The organism is Providencia sp. PROV073 (assembly GCF_033688125.1).
In the GTDB taxonomy this organism is placed as follows: domain Bacteria; phylum Pseudomonadota; class Gammaproteobacteria; order Enterobacterales; family Enterobacteriaceae; genus Providencia; species Providencia hangzhouensis.
The window spans coordinates 418738-439466 of sequence record NZ_CP096353.1; the positions used below are offsets into that span (position 1 = coordinate 418738).

The 20729-nt window shown below is 39.9% G+C and carries 13 protein-coding genes and 1 rRNA gene; 11 read left to right on the forward strand and 3 right to left on the reverse strand.

Annotated elements, in window-relative coordinates; all coding sequences use genetic code 11:
• Window positions 1-140 precede the first annotated feature (140 nt).
• From rrf to aceK, 5 genes are all read left to right on the forward strand, one after another.
• Window positions 141-256 (forward strand): 5S ribosomal RNA (rrf, locus tag M1F17_RS01860).
• 1436 nt (window positions 257-1692) lie between these two features.
• On the forward strand, window positions 1693-2622 hold the full coding sequence (metA, locus tag M1F17_RS01865; RefSeq protein ID WP_094962873.1) for a homoserine O-acetyltransferase MetA: 930 nt from the start codon (window positions 1693-1695) through the stop codon (window positions 2620-2622).
• Window positions 2623-2986: 364 nt separating this feature from the next.
• Window positions 2987-4585 (forward strand): malate synthase A, encoded by a 1599-nt coding sequence (aceB, locus tag M1F17_RS01870; RefSeq protein WP_164454919.1) that lies wholly within the window; start codon window positions 2987-2989, stop codon window positions 4583-4585.
• A 56-nt stretch (window positions 4586-4641) separates the two neighbouring features.
• Window positions 4642-5949 carry an isocitrate lyase gene (aceA, locus tag M1F17_RS01875; RefSeq protein WP_318837196.1) on the forward strand — a complete coding sequence of 436 codons (1308 nt, stop codon included), beginning with the start codon at window positions 4642-4644 and terminating at the stop codon, window positions 5947-5949.
• A 118-nt stretch (window positions 5950-6067) separates the two neighbouring features.
• Window positions 6068-7801 carry a bifunctional isocitrate dehydrogenase kinase/phosphatase gene (gene aceK, locus M1F17_RS01880; RefSeq protein WP_094962868.1) on the forward strand — a complete coding sequence of 578 codons (1734 nt, stop codon included), beginning with the start codon at window positions 6068-6070 and terminating at the stop codon, window positions 7799-7801.
• 89 nt (window positions 7802-7890) lie between these two features.
• Here the strand turns inward: aceK and M1F17_RS01885 are convergent, their stop codons facing one another.
• Both M1F17_RS01885 and edd read right to left on the reverse strand, forming a co-directional pair.
• The gene (locus M1F17_RS01885) at window positions 7891-8532 is read right to left on the reverse strand and encodes a bifunctional 4-hydroxy-2-oxoglutarate aldolase/2-dehydro-3-deoxy-phosphogluconate aldolase (protein WP_094962867.1); all 642 of its coding nucleotides are present in this window, start codon (window positions 8530-8532) and stop codon (window positions 7891-7893) included.
• A 27-nt stretch (window positions 8533-8559) separates the two neighbouring features.
• Window positions 8560-10404: a phosphogluconate dehydratase gene (gene edd, locus M1F17_RS01890; protein WP_413242988.1), complete on the reverse strand. Its 1845-nt coding sequence runs from the start codon at window positions 10402-10404 to the stop codon at window positions 8560-8562.
• 349 nt (window positions 10405-10753) lie between these two features.
• Between edd and M1F17_RS01895 the strand changes: the two genes are divergently transcribed.
• From M1F17_RS01895 to M1F17_RS01905, 3 genes are all read left to right on the forward strand, one after another.
• Window positions 10754-11515: an N-acetylmuramoyl-L-alanine amidase-like domain-containing protein gene (locus M1F17_RS01895; RefSeq protein WP_318837197.1), complete on the forward strand. Its 762-nt coding sequence runs from the start codon at window positions 10754-10756 to the stop codon at window positions 11513-11515.
• A 477-nt stretch (window positions 11516-11992) separates the two neighbouring features.
• Entirely contained in the window at window positions 11993-12199 is a 207-nt protein-coding gene (locus M1F17_RS01900; protein WP_318837198.1) for a helix-turn-helix transcriptional regulator, read from the forward strand.
• Between the two features lie 525 nt (window positions 12200-12724).
• Complete coding sequence (locus M1F17_RS01905) at window positions 12725-13615, forward strand: N-acetylmuramoyl-L-alanine amidase (RefSeq protein WP_094962865.1); 891 nt, start codon at window positions 12725-12727, stop codon at window positions 13613-13615.
• A 69-nt stretch (window positions 13616-13684) separates the two neighbouring features.
• Here M1F17_RS01905 and iclR read toward each other — a convergent pair whose 3' ends face one another.
• Complete coding sequence (gene iclR, locus M1F17_RS01910; RefSeq protein ID WP_036958355.1) at window positions 13685-14515, reverse strand: glyoxylate bypass operon transcriptional repressor IclR; 831 nt, start codon at window positions 14513-14515, stop codon at window positions 13685-13687.
• Window positions 14516-14718: 203 nt separating this feature from the next.
• Here iclR and metH point away from each other — a divergent pair, with 203 nt between their 5' ends.
• From metH to M1F17_RS01925, 3 genes are all read left to right on the forward strand, one after another.
• Window positions 14719-18402 carry a methionine synthase gene (gene metH / locus M1F17_RS01915; RefSeq protein WP_318837199.1) on the forward strand — a complete coding sequence of 1228 codons (3684 nt, stop codon included), beginning with the start codon at window positions 14719-14721 and terminating at the stop codon, window positions 18400-18402.
• 69 nt (window positions 18403-18471) lie between these two features.
• On the forward strand, window positions 18472-19062 hold the full coding sequence (locus M1F17_RS01920) for a hypothetical protein (RefSeq protein WP_172412296.1): 591 nt from the start codon (window positions 18472-18474) through the stop codon (window positions 19060-19062).
• A gap of 164 nt (window positions 19063-19226) precedes the next feature.
• Entirely contained in the window at window positions 19227-20702 is a 1476-nt protein-coding gene (locus M1F17_RS01925; protein ID WP_094962862.1) for an SEL1-like repeat protein, read from the forward strand.
• Window positions 20703-20729: the final 27 nt, after the last annotated feature.

The following is a 20729-nucleotide window of genomic DNA, read 5'->3' on the forward strand; positions in this document are numbered from 1 at the left end:
CAACACCGAAGGTGTTTTAGAGAGATAGAGTTGTTTTTCAGAGAACGTGAGAAGCCGAAGGGTGAAGGACACGCAGCTTGTTTGAGATTGAGGTTCTGGTTTAGTGAAGAAAAAACTAAACGGGAACAAAACAGAATTTGTCTGGCGGCAATAGCGCGGTGGTCCCACCTGACCCCATGCCGAACTCAGCAGTGAAACGCCGTAGCGCCGATGGTAGTGTGGGGTCTCCCCATGTGAGAGTAGGGAACTGCCAGACATTAAATTAGTGAGAAAGCCACCCATAGGGTGGCTTTTTTGCGTTTGGAGAAAAAAAGAAAAACAGTGGATGTTGAGGTTAGGTGGGGTGCCTAAGTTTTAGTTCCTCAGTTCCTCAGTTTCTTAGCTCCTTAATGTTTTAATCCCTAATTTTAATCCTCTCTTCATCTCTTTTAGCTACTTTTAGGGCTCTCTCTATCTATCACCATCATTAATGAGAGTGCGTGATGCAAAGTAGTGAGTAACAACTCACAGATTGTTTAGGGTAGCGAAATTTTAATAAAATCAAATAAATATTGTGGGTTGGGTGTTTCCCCATCACGGTGATGAATGACATCGCTTGAGCCAAAGTAGTCAGTAACAACTCACTTGTTGAAGGAGACGGTGGCTGTTGGTGAAGGTGTGATAACAGGGGTAGGAGAAGTAATGGAGGGGGAGCGGTTGTATTGGTGCGCTGAATGGATATTGTGAATGCAAAGTAGTGAGTAACAGCTCACAGATTGTTTAGGGTAGCGAAATTTTAATAAAATCAAATAAATATTGTGGATTGGGTGTTTCCCCATCATGGTGATGAATGACATAGCTTGAATCAAAGAAGTCAGTAACAACTCACTTGTTGAAGGAGACGGTGGCTGTTGGTGAAGGTGGGATAACAGGGGCTAGGAGAAGTAATGGAGGGGAGCGGTTGTATTGGTGCGCTGAATGGATATTGTGAATACAAAGTAGTGAGTAACAGCTCACAGATTGTTTAGGGTAGCGGAATTTTAAGAATATCACGAGAGTACTGTGGATTGGATGTTTGCCCATCACTGTGATGAATGATACCGCTTGAGTCAAAGTAGTAAGTAACAACTCACTTGTTGTTTTGCGGAAAAGATAACTTTAAAAATATCAAATGAGTACTGTGGATTAGGTGTTTGCCCATCACGATGATGAATGACACCACTTGAGTCAAAGTAGTAAGTAACAACTCACTTGTTGAAGGGGATGGTGGCTGTTGGTGAAGGTGGGGTGGCAGGAGTTAGGAGAAGCAATGGGGGATAAGCGGTTGTATTGGTGTGACGAATAGATATTCTAAATGCAAAGTAGTGAGTAACAACTTCGGTTTAATATTTTAATTGAATTTAAATCGTCATCATAATTTGGAAGTCAGTATAGTAGCTAGGCTAAGAGCCCAATCAAATAACAGTATCTTAAATATAATTCACAGAATAATTGCTAATAGCTTATGGCAAATAAAAGTAGTAATCACTAATACAATATATTGAAGATAAGAAGGTTAATAGCTGTATATAATTATTAGAAATAAACTATAAGTTACAGTGCTTGAAATTATTTCATTTAACCTTGAAAGGCTCGACAAGACGGATAACATTAGTTAGATTATTTAGCATTCTAGAAGTCTAAACGTATAAACAGATAAAAGGGGGATGAATGATGCCTATTCGTTTACCAGATGAACTACCGGCAGTTAATTTCTTGAGAGAAGAAAATGTTTTTGTTATGACAACAACAAGAGCAAGTCATCAAGAGATCCGTCCCTTGAAAGTATTAATACTCAATTTGATGCCGAAAAAGATAGAAACTGAAAACCAGTTTCTGCGTTTGCTGTCAAACACACCATTACAGGTTGATATTCAACTATTACGAATTGACCAGCGAGAATCAAAGAATACCCCAACGGAGCACTTAAATACCTTTTATTGCGATTTTGAGGATATACAGGATCAAAACTTTGATGGCTTAATTGTAACGGGAGCTCCGTTAGGTCTGGTTGAGTTTAATGACGTATTATACTGGCAACAAATAGAAAGGGTGATAGCTTGGGCGAAACAACATGTGACATCAACCCTTTTCGTTTGTTGGGCTGTACAAGCGGCTTTAAAGGTCTTGTATGACTTACCAAAATGGACTAGAGAAGAAAAACTATCTGGTATTTATCAGCATGATACGTTAGAGCCGTATGCTTTACTCACTAGAGGGTTTGATGGATCATTTTATGCACCTCACTCTCGCTACGCTGATTTTCCGGAAGACCTTATTCGCCAGCACACTGATCTAGAGATTTTAGCAAGTTCACAGGAGGCTGGTGCTTATTTATTTGGGTCAAAAGATAAACGCTTAGCATTTGTGACAGGCCATCCCGAATATGATGGGGACACCCTTGCACAAGAATATTGGCGTGATCTAGATGCTGGAATTTCTCCTCAGATCCCATGCAATTATTTTAAAAATGATGATCCCAGCAACCCTCCGCTCGTGAGCTGGCGTAGTCATGGGCACTTGTTGTTCTCAAATTGGTTGAATTATTATGTGTATCAGATCACACCTTTTGATCTTACTAATATGGAACCAACGTTAGATTAAAAAAAGAAATATAAATTTAAAAATTATAATAAGATAAGTATTTTTACTGGTTATACCAGTTAAAGTTAGGCTTATATAGTAAAAGTGGTACCACAGTTAGTCTGAAAGCAGCTATTTATTAGCTGCTTTTTTTGTTTTCAAAGAAAAATTTTAAAAATACAGTTTTCTATAATTAGTTGATTTAACGACTATTTAACATTTTTGACTAGTTAAAGGAATGATTAATCAATTTGGAAACTTATTTAAAATTCATTATTATCAATAAGATATTTTACTTTTTAATTAAAATGGAAATCGTTTTTGATTTATTTCTGATTTGATCTTATGCTTATTTCATAGTCAACGATGAATGAGGGTTTGGTCGATGGAGCAGCAATTATCTATATCGGAATTAACATTCACAAAGAATATTGAACAGTTTGAAAGACAAGTGTTACATATTGATTCTATTGCATTTCTTTCTAAACTAGTTGAAGAGTTTCTTCCTCGCCGAGAAAAATTATTAAAAGATAGAGAGGTCAGACAGCAAAAGATAGATGCTGGTTCTTTACCTAACTTTATTTCAGAATTTGATTCCATAAAAAAATCAGATTGGAAAATTCAAAGTATCCCTGAAGATTTACAAGATCGCCGTGTCGAAATTACGGGTCCGGTTGAACGTAAAATGGTTATTAATGCCTTAAATGCCAATGTAAAAGTATTTATGGCAGATTTTGAAGATTCCCTTTCACCTTCATGGGAAAAATTGATCGATGGCCAAATCAATTTAAGGGATGCGATCCGCGGTGATATTTCTTATACCAACGAAAATGGAAAGGTTTACCAATTAAAATCAAATCCAGCAGTTTTGATTGCTCGTGTTCGTGGTCTTCATTTAGATGAAAAACATGTTTTATCAGGAAGTAAGCCTATTCCTGGAGGCCTGTTTGATTTCGCTATTTACTTTTTTAATAACTATCAAGCGTTATTAGAAAAAGGGAGTGGTCCTTACTTTTATATCCCAAAACTTGAGTCTTGTCAGGAAGCAAAATGGTGGAGCGATGTTTTTAGTCTGGCTGAAGACTCCGTGGGTATACCTCGGGGCACGATCAAAGCAACTGTACTGATCGAAACATTACCTGCTGTATTCCAAATGGATGAAATCTTATATCACATGCGTCACCACATTGTGGGGCTGAATTGTGGGCGTTGGGACTACATATTTAGTTATATCAAAACATTGAAAGAGCATGCTGACCGAGTATTGCCAGACCGCCAAGTTGTCACAATGACACAATCATTTTTAAGTGCCTATTCACGCTTATTAATTAAAACGTGCCACCGTCGTGGAGCATTTGCGATGGGGGGAATGTCTGCTTTTATACCGAGCAAGGACCCCGAAGAAAATGAAACTATTCTAGCGAAAGTAAAAGCAGACAAAGAACTAGAAGCGAGAAATGGCCATGATGGCTCTTGGATTGCACACCCAGGTTTAGCGGATACCGTTATGAACGTGTTTAATCAAGCACTTGGTGAGCGCCAAAACCAGTTACATGTATCTCGTGATTTCGATGAAGAAATTACAGCTGACCAGTTATTAGAACCTTGTGCCGGTGAGCGAACTGAAGCGGGGATGCGGGCTAATATTCGCGTTGCTGTGCAATATATTGAAGCATGGATTTCAGGGAATGGTTGTGTACCTATCTATGGTTTGATGGAGGATGCTGCGACAGCAGAAATTTCACGCACTTCAATTTGGCAGTGGATCCGCCACGGTAAAACCTTGTCCACCGGTGAAAAAGTCACTAAGGCATTATTTGAAGAAATGTTAGATGAAGAGTTACAGGTTATCCAAAAAGAACTTGGTGATAAGCGTTTTCAAAGTGGCCGTTTCCGTGAGGCTGCAGAACTGATGAGGCGGATTACTACACAGGATGAGCTTATAGAATTCTTAACTATCCCTGGATACCAATTATTAGATTAATTATCGTGAATAAAAAATTCGATAAACCCTACATATTCTTATAAAGGAAGTGGATCATGACAACATCGCGCTTAGAACAAATTGCCCAATTAGAAAATGAATGGAAACAACCACGTTGGAAAGGTATTACTCGCCCATATACAGCGGAAGAAGTGGTGAAATTGCGTGGTTCTGTGCATATCGAACACTCTTTAGCACGTAAAGGTGCAGAACGCTTTTGGGATCAATTACATGGTGGTTCAAAGAAAGGTTATGTAAATGCACTGGGAGCCTTAGCGGGTGGGCAAGCGCTACAACAAGCGAAAGCTGGTATTGAAGCTATTTATTTATCTGGTTGGCAGGTAGCGGCGGACGCAAATACATCATCGAGTATGTACCCGGACCAATCACTTTACCCTGTCGATTCAGTACCATCGGTAGTTAAGAAAATTAATAATACATTCCGTCGGGCAGACCAAATTCAGTGGGCGAATGGTATTGGCCCTGACAACAAAGAGTATATTGATTATTTTTTACCTATTATCGCGGATGCGGAAGCGGGTTTTGGTGGCGTATTAAATGCCTTCGAACTCATGAAAAATATGATAGAAGCTGGAGCAGCTGCGGTTCATTTTGAAGACCAATTAGCCGCGGTTAAAAAATGTGGCCATATGGGGGGGAAAGTTCTTGTGCCTACCCAAGAGGCGATTCAAAAACTGGTTGCTGCTCGTTTAGCGGCGGATGTTTCAGGTGTGCCAACTATTTTAGTTGCTAGAACCGATGCTGATGCAGCAGATCTTCTAACATCTGACTGTGATGCCTATGATGCGGCATTTGTTACTGGGGAACGCACTTCTGAAGGTTTTTTCCGAACTAAAGCAGGAATTGAGCAAGCAATTAGTCGTGGGTTAGCTTATGCACCTTACGCAGACCTTGTTTGGTGTGAAACGTCAAAACCTGACCTTGAAGCGGCAAGACAGTTTGCTGAAGCTATTCATGCTAAATTCCCTGGTAAATTATTAGCTTACAATTGCTCTCCTTCATTTAATTGGAAAAAGAATTTAGATGACAGCACGATCGCACGATTCCAAGATGAGCTTTCAGCAATGGGGTACCGCTTCCAATTCATTACGTTAGCAGGTATTCACAGTATGTGGTTCAACATGTTTGACTTAGCTCATTCCTATGCACAAGGTGAAGGCATGAAGCATTATGTTGAAAAAGTCCAAGAGTGTGAGTTTGCTGCAATTAATAAAGGTTATACTTTCTCTTCGCATCAACAGGAGGTAGGAACAGGCTATTTTGATAAAGTGACAACAGTTATTCAAGGTGGCACTTCATCAGTGACAGCATTAACTGGCTCGACTGAAGAAGAGCAATTCTAGTCAGATTGTTTCCCTTTCAATCGGTGTTTCTGTTGGTTAGCTGTATCTGTTAATTTTTCAGGCACGTTTAGTGCCTGTTTTTTATTCAAAATAAGTCTGTATTCTTATAGGAGTGGTTATGATATTGACGACAGAACAGATAATAGCTCAGACCATTTTACAGGGTTTTGATGCTCAATATGGTCGTTTCCTTGAGATAACCTCAGGTGCACAAGAAAGGTTTGAGCAGGCAGATTGGCATGCAATTCAGCATGCGATGAAAAGAAGAATTCAACTGTATGATCACCATGTTGGTTTAGTTGTCGCTCAGCTACAGTTTATGGGGCTAGTTCAATCTTTAACACCCGATAAACTGGCTCAAATAAAAAATGTTTATAAAACCTTATTACCAGATTATCCAAGGTTTGAAATAGCAGAAAGCTTCTTTAATTCAGTTTACTGCCGGTTATTTCAGCATCGGGAGCTTACACAAGATAACTTATTTATTTTTACATCCCAGCCTGCAAGGCGTTTTTCTGTTTCTCCTAGGCCACTAGCTCGCGAATACTTTGTTAATAATAATTTAGAGGGGTTATTGTTCACAATATTAAGTGGGTTACCACTAAGGCTAAAGTGGCGTAATTTGGATTTAGATATTCATTGTATTATCAATGTATTGAAAACAAAATTTCCTGATATTGAAACCCAAAAAGTCAGTTTTCATATTGCAAATGAGTTATTTTACCGTAATAAGGCTGCTTGGCTAGTTGGTAAAATTTATATTAATGATGAGGTTCACCCATTCTTACTTCCTATTCATCATGATGATTGTCAGCGCATTTATATTGATGCGTGTTTAACTGAGTTTGATGAAGCCAGTATTGTATTTGGTTTTGCTCGGTCCTATTTTATGGTGTATGCCCCTTTTCCAGCAGCACTGGTTTTTTGGTTGAGGGAGATCTTACCCAGTAAGTCAATTGCTGAATTATATATGGCAATTGGTTGTCAAAAGCATGGAAAAACAGAGTATTACAGAGAATATCTCGCCTATATTAATTTTTCACGAGAGCAATTTACCGTTGCACCAGGTGTTAAAGGAATGGTGATGTTAGTCTTTACGTCCCCTTCTTTCGATCGTGTTTTTAAAATTATTAAGGATCAATTTGCGCCACAAAAGCAAGTAACACGAGAACGAGTTTTAGAATGCTATCGTTTGGTTAAAGAGCACGATAGAGTTGGCCGTATGGCTGACACCCAAGAGTTTGAAAATTTTGTGATTAGTAAGTCTTCCATCAGCGATGAGTTAATGGCGGAATTATTGAAAGAGGTTCCATCTCAAATTGAAGATTTAGGCGATAACATATTGATTCGTCATTTGTACATGGAAAGAAAGATGATCCCATTGAATATTTATATGGATAATGCCACTGACGCGCAATTACATAATGCATTAAATGAATATGGCTGGGCGATTAAACAATTAGCGGCTGCGAATATTTTCCCCGGAGATATGTTGTTTAAAAATTTTGGAGTAACGCGTCATGGCCGCGTTGTTTTTTATGACTATGATGAAATCTGTTATATGACAGAGGTGAATTTTCGTAAAATTCCTGAGCCATTATACCCTGAGCAAGAATTATCTAGTGAGCCATGGTATAGCATTAGTGAGCAAGATGTTTTCCCTGAAGAGTTTGCTTCTTTTATTTGCCAAAATGAGAAAATTCGTCATTACTTGCAACAATATCATGCAGATTTATTTTCCGCAGATTATTGGCAAAAGTTACAAAATAGAATTTTGGCGGGGCGCGTAGAAGATGTTTATGCCTATCGTGAGGAATTACGTTTTTGCCATAAATTCAGTGAGGTTGCATAACTATAATACGCAACTAATGGGAATAGTTACGTATTAATTAAAGGCAATTAAAAACGACTTAGCAAGCATTGAGTCGTTTTTCGGGGGCGCTATTTTTTTGCGCCTTGTACAGCTTCTTGGGCAAGTTGGGTAATTTTTTCATAATTGCCTGAATTCAAGGCCTCTTCAGGTACTAACCAAGAGCCACCAATACACAGAACACTATCTAACTCTAAATAGTTAAGGTAATTATTTAGCGATATTCCACCGGTTGGGCAAAATTTGACTTGTGAGAAAGGGCCCGCAATGGCTTTTAGCGCCTTAACGCCACCATTGGCTTCCGCTGGGAAAAATTTGAACTCTTTCAGGCCATATTGCATACCAAGCATAAGTTCAGAAACAGTTGAAATTCCAGGGATTAAAGGAATATCTCCTTTGGTTGCTGCATTGAGTAATTCATCTGTTAAACCGGGACTAATTGCGAATTGTGCTCCAGCTTCAGTAACTTCAGCGAGTTGTTTTGCATTAATAACAGTACCTGCGCCAATAATAGCCTCAGGTACTTCTTTTGCAATGAGGCGAATAGCATCGATAGCACACTCCGTACGTAAAGTGACTTCTAACACTCTAATGCCACCTTTGACTAATGCTTTTGCAAGAGGAACCGCTTGTTCTAATTTTTTGATAACAATAACAGGGACGACAGGGCCTTGTTTTAATACGCTTTCAGCGGTCATTTTCCAATTATTCATTTTCTATTCCTATTCAATGAAAATAGATTAAAAATCAATACTACAAGCACCTTCTTCGGCACCTGATAAATGTCTTCTTAATGCACCGAAAAGCTCCCTTCCACAACCACTACGCTCAGCAGTTAAATCAGCCTCGAAGGGGGGGCGTTTATTGAGTTCTTCTTCATCAACTAGTAATTGTAATTCTCCAGTCAATGCATTTACCCTAATGATATCGCCATTTTTTACTTTTGCTAACAACCCACCATTATAAGCTTCAGGGGTGACATGAATTGCAGATGGTACTTTACCGGATGCTCCGGACAAGCGACCATCAGTAACTAACGCGACTTTGTAGCCTTTATCCATAAGTACACCCAGAGGAGGCATGAGTTTATGAAGTTCAGGCATGCCATTCGCGGATGGCCCTTGGAAGCGGACAACAATAATACAATCTTTATTAAGCTCACCTGCTTCAAAGTGTGATGCAATCTCATTTTGGTTGTTAAATACGACTGCTGGAGCTTCAATAACTTGATTTTCTTCAGGAACTGCTGATGTTTTCATCACGGCACGCCCTAAGTTACCAGAAAGTAATTTTGTGCCCCCATGAGGTGAGAATGGGTGTTCTATTTCAGCGATAACATCAGGATTAAACGAGGATTTAGGGCCTTCTCGCCATTCAAGTTGGCCATTATTTAGCCAAGGTTCCATGGTATAACGTTCCAGCCCGAATCCTGCTACGGTATGGACATCGTTATATAATAAACCTTTTTGTAATAGCTGGTGGATAAGCAAAGCTACGCCACCTGCGGCTTGGAATTGGTTGATATCCGCTTGGCCATTAGGATAGATACGGCAAATAAGTGGAACAATAGCTGAAATATCGGAAAAATCATCCCAATTGATAATGATCCCTGCGGCTCTTGCTATAGCAACAAGATGCATGGTTAAGTTAGTTGAGCCTCCCGTCGCGAGCAATGCGACGATACCGTTGACAATAACTTTTTCGTTAACCAGTTGACCGATAGGTAAGTACTGGCCCGATTGTTCAGTTAAACGCGTAATTTGTCGTGCGGCAGCCTCTGTTAATGCATCCCGTAGTGGAGAGTCAGGTGGTACAAATGACGCACCGGGTAGATGTAACCCCATGACCTCCATCATCATTTGATTCGAGTTGGCAGTACCGTAAAAAGTACAGGTGCCGATCCCATGGTAAGAGGCGGCTTCGGCTTCTAATAAAGCGAGTCGATCAACTTTGCCTTCAGCATACAGCTGGCGAATACGAACCTTTTCTTTATTTGGTAAGCCTGTTGCCATTGGACCTGCTGGGACAAATATTGCAGGAAGGTGACCAAATGAAAGTGCGCCAAGCATTAAGCCTGGAACAATTTTGTCGCAAATACCTAAATAGAGCGCACCATCAAACATATTATGGGATAGGCCAATGGCAGTTGACATGGCAATGACATCTCGACTTAGCATCGATAGCTCCATCCCATCTTGCCCTTGGGTTACGCCATCACACATTGCTGGGACACCCGCAGCGACTTGGCCAATTGAGCCAGCTTCTAATAATGCTTTTTTGAGTTGTTCAGGGTACTTGTCGTAGGGACGATGAGCAGAAAGCATATCATTGTAGGAATTGATGATTGCAATATCAGAGCGAGTCATGCTTTTAAGAATTTGTTTTTCTTCGCTTTGGCATGCTGCAAAGCCATGGGCAAGGTTACCGCAAGCGAGTGATGCTCGATGGACGGTCATACAACGAGCCTGCTCTATTTTTTTGAGATAAGCAGCTCGAGTTTTCAGTGAACGAGAAATGATACGTTGAGTGATGCGATCAAGTTCTTTATTGATCACTGAAGGATTTGTCTCTTTAGAGGTGGTCATGCTCATGATAATTGCTCCATAGTGCAGTAAAAAGATGAATCAAACTGCAAGTCAATTCGGGTTGTGCCTATCGTTATTTACTTGTGAACTATAGCATCAATGTTACCGGTAACATTGTTCAATGAAAGCGGAGGAGTTGCAATATAGAAAATGAACATTCGAAGCTATCTGTGATCTGAATCAAATTTATATTATGGTGTGGACAGGGTAGGAAATAGACAAATAAGCATGCTATAGTGGCTTAGTTGATGATTTTATCATCAAAATTCAATTAGATGATTGTCGAAGGTTAGGTTGTATTCATGAGAAGAGCGGCAGGATGTTAAGGCTAGTTATAGCTGCATTTATATTGTTATTGGCAAATTTTGTTAGGGCTGAGGTTATCTTAGCTTCGGGGTCATATAAAATTTTAACTGAAGTTTTTAATGAACAAACGGCAATGCAGTTACAGAATGCGTCACAAGCAGAAAAAATTGATGTATTGACCCGATATTTTTTAACTACACCTTACAATAAACAAACTTTGAATATGAGTCCGCTATCACCTGAAGAATTGGTGATTAATTTGAAGGAGATGGACTGTATGACATTCATAGAGTACATCGAGGCTTTTAAGCGTTCTAACAATTACGAGCAATTTGTTTCAAATTTAATCAATATTCGTTATATCAACCAAAATATTACATTTAAACATCGGCGGCATTTTTTCTCTGATTGGGCGCAAGAACCTGAGGCGATAGTGGTAGATATTACTAGTGAAATAAGCCCACACGCTATTCAGGTAAAAAAACAACTTAATTTGAAAAATTATAACCAGCGATATATATCGGGCTTGCCTGTTAAAGGTAGGTTGATAAACTATATTCCAGTCAAATATGTGGATGATGATTTAGTATTGAGATTAAATGCAGGGGATTACATCGGCGTTTATTCAAAGGATAATGGGTTAGATGTAAGTCATGTGGGTGTTGTAATACGTAGAGGTAATAAAACAATATTTAGAAATGCCTCTTCACTACGTAGAAATCTTCAGGTTATTGATATCGAACTGAACGATTACTTAAAAGGGAAGGCCGGGATTGTTGTTTTTAGGCCGAAATCAGATTATTAGCCTGACTATAGAGAATATTATAATAATAAGATAAATTATTAATCTGTTTTTTGATATAAAAAAGGGAAAACACAATTTTTGCGTATGTAAAAATTTAACATATAGAGTGAAAATTATTTAATAATAAAAAACAGATAATTATTTTTATTGGTTACTAATTATTTCTAGTAACATTTAAAATGTAAAAGTATATTAAATTATCGATTTGATCAAAAAAAACATATAGAAATGTAATTTAATTATAAAAATAAAAAAACTTTTATAAAGCAATGGATTACTTTACATATATTATTTTCCTCATTTTTTTTGTATATAAAAATGATGTTTGTCTATCAATCTTGTTATCTTTGATTGCTCATAACTATTTTAAATAGTTATGATTAATTTTATAATGAATAATACTAGCTAAATTATTTTTCTTATTTACATTTAGGAGATGGTTATGCATTACTAGGTAATCATTTACGTAAGGCTAGAGTGAGTAAAGGGTTATCAGGAAATGAGCTGGGTTCGATTATTCATTTGAGCCAACAGCAAGTATCACGATATGAGTTAGGTATTAATAAGTTGAGTTTAGATAAACTAATTGAAATTGTAATTTTTTTAGATATTGATATTAATGAGATTACTAAAATCATTGCTAAGCAGGTTGAGTATGAAAAAAATGAGTTAGCGATAACCTAAGCAAGATAATTTTTATTTTCTTTTTATAACATTTTATGAATAATTTATTCCCTTTAAAAATGCCTAGTATAAAAAATAGGTTATAACTTATACGTTATAGAGAATTAGACGATTAATTTTGCATAGTACTCGAAAAAAATATTTCTATGGTAACTACTTAAAATTAAAAATTAAATTCTAGAAATAAGAATAATCAATTCAATATGTCTCTATTTTAAGGAGGGGGAGCTTATTAGTGATCATAATTATAATTTTTTCTGGCGCTTCTCTCTCTACTTTTTCCAATGTTCCCTACCATTTAATAGAAGGGGATGTTTTTCGTTAATAAGAAAACCTTTTTTGTTTCTAATATGAGCTAAAAAGGTTTTAACATGATGTATTTAAACATTTATTTCATTTTCTATTATCTATTTTTCTAAAAAGAATAAGCATTGTGATGTTGTTGGTGCATGAAAATTGATAGTATTGCAGACGACACAATGCTTAAATAAAGCTTAATGAATAATAGAGTAAGGCTATGGTTTGATGTTCAAATATATAGGGATATTGTTTGCTTTTTTACTATTATTAGGCTGTTCGGCCTCGAACAAAGGTTACTATCTTGATAACCGTTACCCATCAAAAAATAGTAGTCAGCGCATTCAATATGTCATTATTCACTACACCGTTTCCGATGATGCGCGTTCCATAGCCACACTAACGCAAGGCAAAGTGAGCTCCCATTTCCTCATACCGAGTGTACCTGAAACTAAAAATGGCCAGCCTGTTGTATTACAACTCGTTCCCGAATCATTAAAAGCATGGCATGCAGGTGAAAGTTATTGGCTACAGCATAATGGTTTGAATGATATTTCTATTGGAATTGAAATCGTTAATGCAGGGGGACAAAAGGATGCTAAAGGAAAGCAACTGTGGGCTCCTTACAATGAAGCGCAAATTGTGGCATTGATACCTCTCATCCAAGATATTATGCAGCGCTATAGTATTCCCCCAGAAAATATTATTGGTCACAGTGATATCGCACCACTGCGCAAGCAGGACCCAGGCAAGGCATTTCCATGGCAACGTCTTGCTCAACATGGTATAGGGGCTTGGCCTGACCCAAAAACAGTCACTAAATTTCTGGCGGGGCGTAATGCCAATGAACCCGCAAGCGTGTTACGAATTCAAAAAGCGCTTAATTTTTATGGATATTCAACAATCCCGCTATCAGGTAAGTTAGATCCACAGACGAAAAAAACATTGCGTGCTTTCCAATTGCATTTCCGACCGCGAGATATTGAAGGACAAGCGGACGCTGAAACAGAGGCTATCGCGTTGGCACTCATTGAAAAGTACCGTGATATGCAAAAATTTAAGTTATTTGAAAAGACTCTGAAGTTGCCTACTATTTCAACAAATCAGCAAGGTGATTAGAGGGCAGTAAAAAGCTTTGTAAGGTTAAGTGAAATACAGGTTGCTTTGTATTTCACTTTCACTGTTTAGCTAGCGGTTTGCGCCATATTCATGGCTTATTTCTTTTGCGGCTTTGATAACCATAGCGCCTAATTCAGTAATACGGTCGTCAGTGATACGTGATAATGGGCCTGAAATAGAAATGGCTGCGAAAGCTTCTTTGTGTTCATCATAAATACAAGCCCCAATACAGCGTAACCCTAATGCATGCTCTTCGTCATCATAAGAAAAACCTTGCTTTTTAGCCTGTTGTAAATTCTCTTTTAAAGCTGATGGGTTAGTTAATGTATAAGGCGTATAAGCATGTAAACCTTTACGGCTTAAAAGTGGAACCAGTTTGTCTTCTGGTAAGTTAGCAATGAATGCTTTGCCTGCCCCCGAGGCGTGTAATGGCAGTTTTCCTCCGATTGGTGCTGACATTCTCATTAGCGCATTGCATTGTACTTGGTCAACAATGACGGCATCGTACTCTGTATGGTCTAGGATAGCTAAGTTGACAGTTTCCCCCGATTCATCCATTAAGCGGCGTAGTATTGGGTGGACGAGGGCTAACAAATTACGACTCTCTAAAAAGCTGCTACCAATGATAAAAGCATGAGAAGCAATAACCCATAGGCCTAAATCACCAGTTTGGCGAACAAAACCATGTTGTTCTAAAGTCATTAAAAGGCGATGTGTTGTTGAGTTGGGTAAGCCAGCTTGCATCGCAAGGTCAGTGAGGGCAATTCCCCCTGTCGATTCGGAAATATATTCCAATAGTGTTAATCCACGACTTAATGATTGAACTTGTCCTGCTGCAGCTGCGCCACTCGCCGGCCCTTTTGCTTTTTTAAGTTTCTTAGTAATTGGTGCCGTTGCCATTAAGTCTCTCCTGACTGTCATTTAGCTTCTATTATGAACTATTTCACTTGAAAATACTCATCGGATCAGTGAAAAGTGTGCTCTTGTGCAACCTTGAAAAACTCTCATCATAACAGCGAATTTTCACGAGAGAAGTTGTGATAGGATGTTAAAGGTAAAAATTTGACTTATTTCTCAGTGTTCCATTTTAGGAGGGCAGTGCAGTGTCCGCAAAAGTTAATCAATTAGAACAAGAATTAAAAAAACGTATATTGGTATTAGATGGTGCAATGGGAACAATGATCCAACAACATAAGTTGTCGGAAGCCCAGTTTCGCGGAGAACGATTTGCGGATTGGCCGAGTGATTTAAAGGGAAATAATGATCTATTAGTCTTAACTCAGCCAGATATTATTCGAGATATTCATTCTCAATACTTTGAAGCGGGCGCGGATATTGTTGAAACCAATACTTTTAACTCAACATCCATTGCGATGGCTGATTATAAAATGGAATCACTTTCCGCTGAAATTAACGAAGTTGCTGCGCGTCTTGCCCGTGAATGTGCTGACGAGTGGACACGTAAAACCCCTGACCAGCCGCGTTATGTTGCCGGAGTTTTAGGCCCGACAAACCGCACTGCTTCTATTTCTCCTGATGTTAATGATCCTGCTTATCGCAATATCACCTTTGATCAACTCGTTGAAGCCTACCGTGAATCTACCCGATCTTTAGTAAAAGGTGGGGTAGATCTGATCATGATCGAAACCATTTTTGACACATTGAATGCGAAAGCCGCGATCTTTGCGGTAGAAACTGAACTGGAAGCTTTGGGTGTTTCTCTACCTATTATGATCTCGGGTACGATCACAGATGCTTCTGGCCGGACATTATCAGGGCAAACAACAGAAGCATTTTATAACTCATTGCGCCATGCGCAGCCGATATCATTTGGCTTGAACTGTGCATTAGGCCCGGATGAGCTGCGCCAGTATATTGCTGAATTATCAAGGATTGCGGAATGTTATGTCAGTGCGCACCCTAATGCAGGGCTACCGAATGCGTTTGGTGAATATGATCTTGATGCGCAAAATATGGCTGAACAAATTCATGAATGGGCAACCGCAGGGTTCTTAAATATTGTTGGTGGGTGCTGTGGAACGACGCCATTACATATCAAAAAAATGGCAGAAGCCGTAAAAGGTATCACACCACGTCAATTACCGTCACTACCTGTTGAATGCCGTTTATCGGGTTTAGAACCGTTAAATATTGGCGAAAAATCGTTATTTGTTAACGTTGGGGAAAGAACCAATGTGACGGGGTCGGCAAAATTTAAGCGGCTGATTAAAGAAGAAAATTACCAAGAAGCCTTAGATGTGGCACGTCAGCAAGTTGAAAATGGTGCGCAAATCATCGACATCAATATGGATGAAGGGATGTTGGACTCCCACGCGGCGATGGTGCGTTTCTTGAATCTGATTGCTGGTGAGCCAGATATTGCTCGCGTGCCAATTATGATTGACTCCTCAAAATGGGAGGTGATCGAGGCGGGGCTTAAGTGCATACAAGGTAAGGGGATCGTCAATTCAATCTCAATGAAAGAGGGGGTTGAGGCATTTATTGAGCATGCTAAATTATTGCGCAAATATGGTGCTGCGGTGGTCGTCATGGCATTTGATGAAGTTGGCCAAGCAGATACACGTGAGCGGAAAATTGAAATTTGTCGCCGTGCTTATCAGATCCTTACCGAAGAGGTGGGCTTCCCTCCTGAAGACATTATTTTTGACCCAAATATTTTTGCCGTAGCCACAGGAATCGAAGAGCATAATAACTATGTCGTTGATTTTATTGAAGTCTGTAAGGACATTAAGGCTCAGTTACCTCATGCGATGATTTCTGGCGGGGTTTCCAACGTCTCCTTCTCATTTAGAGGAAACGACCCTGTACGTGAAGCAATTCATGCTGTTTTCCTGTATTACGCCATTCGTAATGGAATGGATATGGGGATCGTTAATGCGGGGCAGCTCGCTATCTATGATGACCTGCCTACTGAATTAAAAGATGCTGTTGAAGATGTGATTTTAAATCGCCGTGATGACAGTACAGAACGTTTGCTTGAACTGGCGGAAAAATACCGTGGAGCAGGGGCAGGAGAGCAGCAAGTTCAACAAGCGGAATGGCGTAGTTGGGAAGTTGAAAAGCGTCTTGAATACGCATTAGTGAAAGGTATTACCGAATTTATCATTGAAGATACTGAAGAAACACGCCAACGTGCTTCCAGCCCAATCGAAGTGATTGAAGGCCCCTTGATGAATGGTATGAATGTGGTTGGAGACCTATTTGGGGAAGGAAAAATGTTCTTACCTCAAGTGGTGAAATCTGCTCGGGTGATGAAACAGGCCGTAGCCTATTTAGAACCTTATATTCAAGAGCTTAAGCAGTCAGGTAGTAGTGCAGGAAAAATCTTACTCGCGACGGTAAAGGGCGATGTTCATGACATAGGCAAAAATATCGTTGGGGTTGTTCTGCAGTGTAATAACTATGAAATCATTGATTTAGGCGTGATGGTTCCGTGTGAAACTATTCTAAAAACAGCACGTGAAGAGAACGTCGATATTATTGGGTTATCCGGTTTGATCACGCCATCTCTTGATGAAATGGTGCACGTAGCTAAAGAGATGGAAAGACAAGGGTTTACCTTGCCATTACTGATTGGTGGGGCGACAACATCAAAAGCACACACTGCCGTGAAAATTGAGCCTAATTATAGTGGGCCAACGACTTACGTGCAAAATGCCTCTCGAACTGTGGGGGTTGTCGCAGCGCTATTGTCAGCAACACAAAAAGCAGATTTTGTTGCGCGCACTCGCCGTGAATATGAAACGGTTCGTCAGCAACATGGCCGTAGAAGGCCAAAAACACCGCCTGTGGCACTGGATGTGGCACGCGCTAATGCGGTTAATATTGATTGGCAACATTACCAACCACCTGTGCCAAAATTTCTTGGTATTCAAGAAGTCACCGCATCTATTTCAACGCTGAGAAACTATATTGATTGGACGCCATTTTTTATGACGTGGTCTCTGGCAGGTAAATACCCGCGGATCTTAGAGGATGAAGTGGTCGGTTCTGAAGCGCGTAAGCTATTGAAAGACGCCAATAATATGTTAGATAAGCTTGATAAAGAAAACTTATTAACGCCAAAAGGTATTTTTGGCTTATTCCCTGCAAACCGGGTTGGCGATGATATTGAAATTTATACCGATGAGTCGCGAAATCATGTGCAAGTCATGGGGCTGAATTTACGCCAACAAACTTTAAAAACTGAGTTTCCAAACTATTGTTTATCTGACTTTGTCGCGCCAAAGGACAGTGGTAAAGCCGATTATATTGGGGCTTTCGCAGTGACAGGGGGCTTAGAAGAAGACGCGCTTGCTGATGCATATGAACAACAGCATGATGACTATAATAAAATTATGGTTAAAGCGCTGGCGGATAGGCTAGCGGAGGCATTTGCTGAATATTTACACCAACAAGTCCGCATGCAATATTGGGGTTATGCAGACGATGAAAACTTGAGTAATGAAGAACTTATTCGCGAAAATTACCAAGGGATCCGCCCTGCACCGGGGTATCCGGCTTGCCCTGAGCATACAGAAAAGGCAAAAATTTGGCAGTTACTGGACGTGGAAACGCAAATTGGTATGCAACTCACCAGTTCCTATGCGATGTGGCCAGGGGCCTCGGTATCAGGCTGGTATTTTAGCCATCCTGAAAGTAAATATTTTGCGGTAGCCCAGCTACAAAAAGACCAAATTGAGGATTATGCAAAGCGTAAAGGGATGTCGGTGACGGAGTTGGAGCGTTGGCTAGCGCCAAACTTAGCTTATGACCCGGAAGATTAAAACAAGATCAATACATTGATTTTTCATGCATTCGGCACCATCTTATAGGTAATACATTAGAGGGGGCCAATGATGAGCTATGAATTTATTATTGAAGAAGAACTGCCACGCTCGGCAGTTTTTCCTTATCAGATCCAAAACAGTGCGGCGCCTGAAACGTTCATGATGAGCGAAGACGCGGTGAGCGCTATGATGAGTGTTTTACAGATCATGGATAAGCTTGATACCGATGATTCACTGGGTGAGCACTGTTTTAATCAGATTTGGTTAAGAAGCGAGCTAACACCTGCAAGAGCAGAAGAAATTTACCTATTTTTAGAAGAAAATTTAGCAGTAGAACCCGTGCCTTCAGAGGACGAAATCGCGGCTTTTCATCAAGCCCAAATCGATGAAAATAAGCTGTTATCTCAAGAAAGCCCGAAAGACGGTATGGTACCCGTGCATAAATTTTCGACCAATGACGGTTGGTTGGTGACCACGAAAGAGTGTGAATGGATTGCGGAAGTGTTTTCACCAGAACTGGTGAGTGAAAACCACTTTGTCGTTTCTCAGATCTCTGAACTGTGTGAGATTAGCCACCGCACATTGGAAGCTCTGTTAATTGAGTGGGGTAAATTTAATTTATTTGCCAGTAAACACGGTGGTTACCGCGTTAACTAAGTACTGCGGCTTATTTCGGAGACAAAAGTTTCAGCAAGAAGCTGGCGTCTCCTCCGTTTTCTTAATAATTCCTTTGTTATTCTACTTTTTCAGCCAACATCCCTTATGAATTTTTTATTGGAGTGATATGTTAATGACATAACGCCAATAAATAGGTCATGGTGATGAAATTACGTTCTTTTCTGTTAGTTCTCTATGTTAGCGGTATTTCCCTTGCGCAAGCTGGCAATATCGTTGAAGCACCTTCTACGAAAGATAAACCGAATACGCTACATGCGCAGCCTAAAAGCGCGCCTATTCCTGATGAATTCAAAGCAAAATTGAAGCTAGCGAATGCCGGAGATGAAGAGGCAATGGTGGATGTTGGGCTTGCTTATATGGATGGGACTGAATTTTTAGCCGTCAATGAGCAAGAGGCTTATCGTTGGTTTAAAAAGGTGGCTGACCGAGATAATACAGATGGAGATTATTACCTTGGGATGTTATTGCAAAATCAGGAAAAATACCGACAAGCGGAACAATGGTATCGCCGAGGTGCTGAAAAAGGCGATGCTTATTGCCAATATGCGATGGGTTACTTATATGAACATGGTATTGGGGTTGAGCAAAATTTAAAGCAAGCGAAAGCATGGTATGCAGAGGCCGCGGAGCAAGAACATGCTAACGCACAGTTTGCGATGGGGTTGTTTTATCATGATGGGTTAGGTGGTGATATTGATTACCAGAAGGCTCGAGAGTGGTATGAAAGAAGTGCGGGAAATAATATTGCAGCCGCAGTGAATAACTTAGCGGTGATGTATGAAAATGGTGAGGGTGTAGAGCCGGACGCCGAAATGGCGATTTATTTATATCGTCAAGCTGCCAATATGGGCTCTGCGACAGCGCAAGTGAATATGGGTGATTTTTATCAAGAAGGTCATAGCGCAATAGAAAAGAATAGCTACCAAGCGATGTACTGGTATAAACGCGCTGCGCAACAGAACAATATTGCGGCCCAACTGGCGATTGCGAAAGCCTATGAGCAAGGTAATGGCGTTGGTAAAGACCTCGCTGAAGCCTTTATCTGGTATGAACGTGCGGCGCAAAACAAATCCCAAGATGCAGGAATGAAAGTGGCTGAATTCTATGAAAAAGGGTTAGGTGGCGTTAAAAAAGACCCCAAAAAGGCTATTGAGTGGTATATATCACTTGCCAACAGTGATGGTAAAGCGGCTCAAATTAAGTTAGCGGAACTGTATGTGTCTGGTGAGCTGAAAAATGTTGATGTGAATGATATTTTGAGTTGGTTGCTGATTGCGCAAGAAAATAACATCGAAGCTCAAAACCAGTTAGCTATCTTTTATTTAACGGGAACGGGTGTGGCGAAAAACACACACAGAGCACGGCAATTGCTGGAAAAAGCGGCATTTAAGAAAAATAGCGATGCCCAAAACAACCTTGCGGTGATGTATGCACGAGGCGAGGGCGGTGAGAAAAATATTTTTCGTTCAGTAATGTGGTTTGAACGAGCGGTAGAACTCGGTAATGAAACCGCAAAAAGCAACTTGGCACTTTTAAAACAGAATAAAGGCGTGACGGGAAAAATGTTGCAATACACTGGTAGTGTTGCGCAACCCAGCAAAAATGCTAGAGAGGATTAATTGTATAATATAGAAGGCGATCGAAAT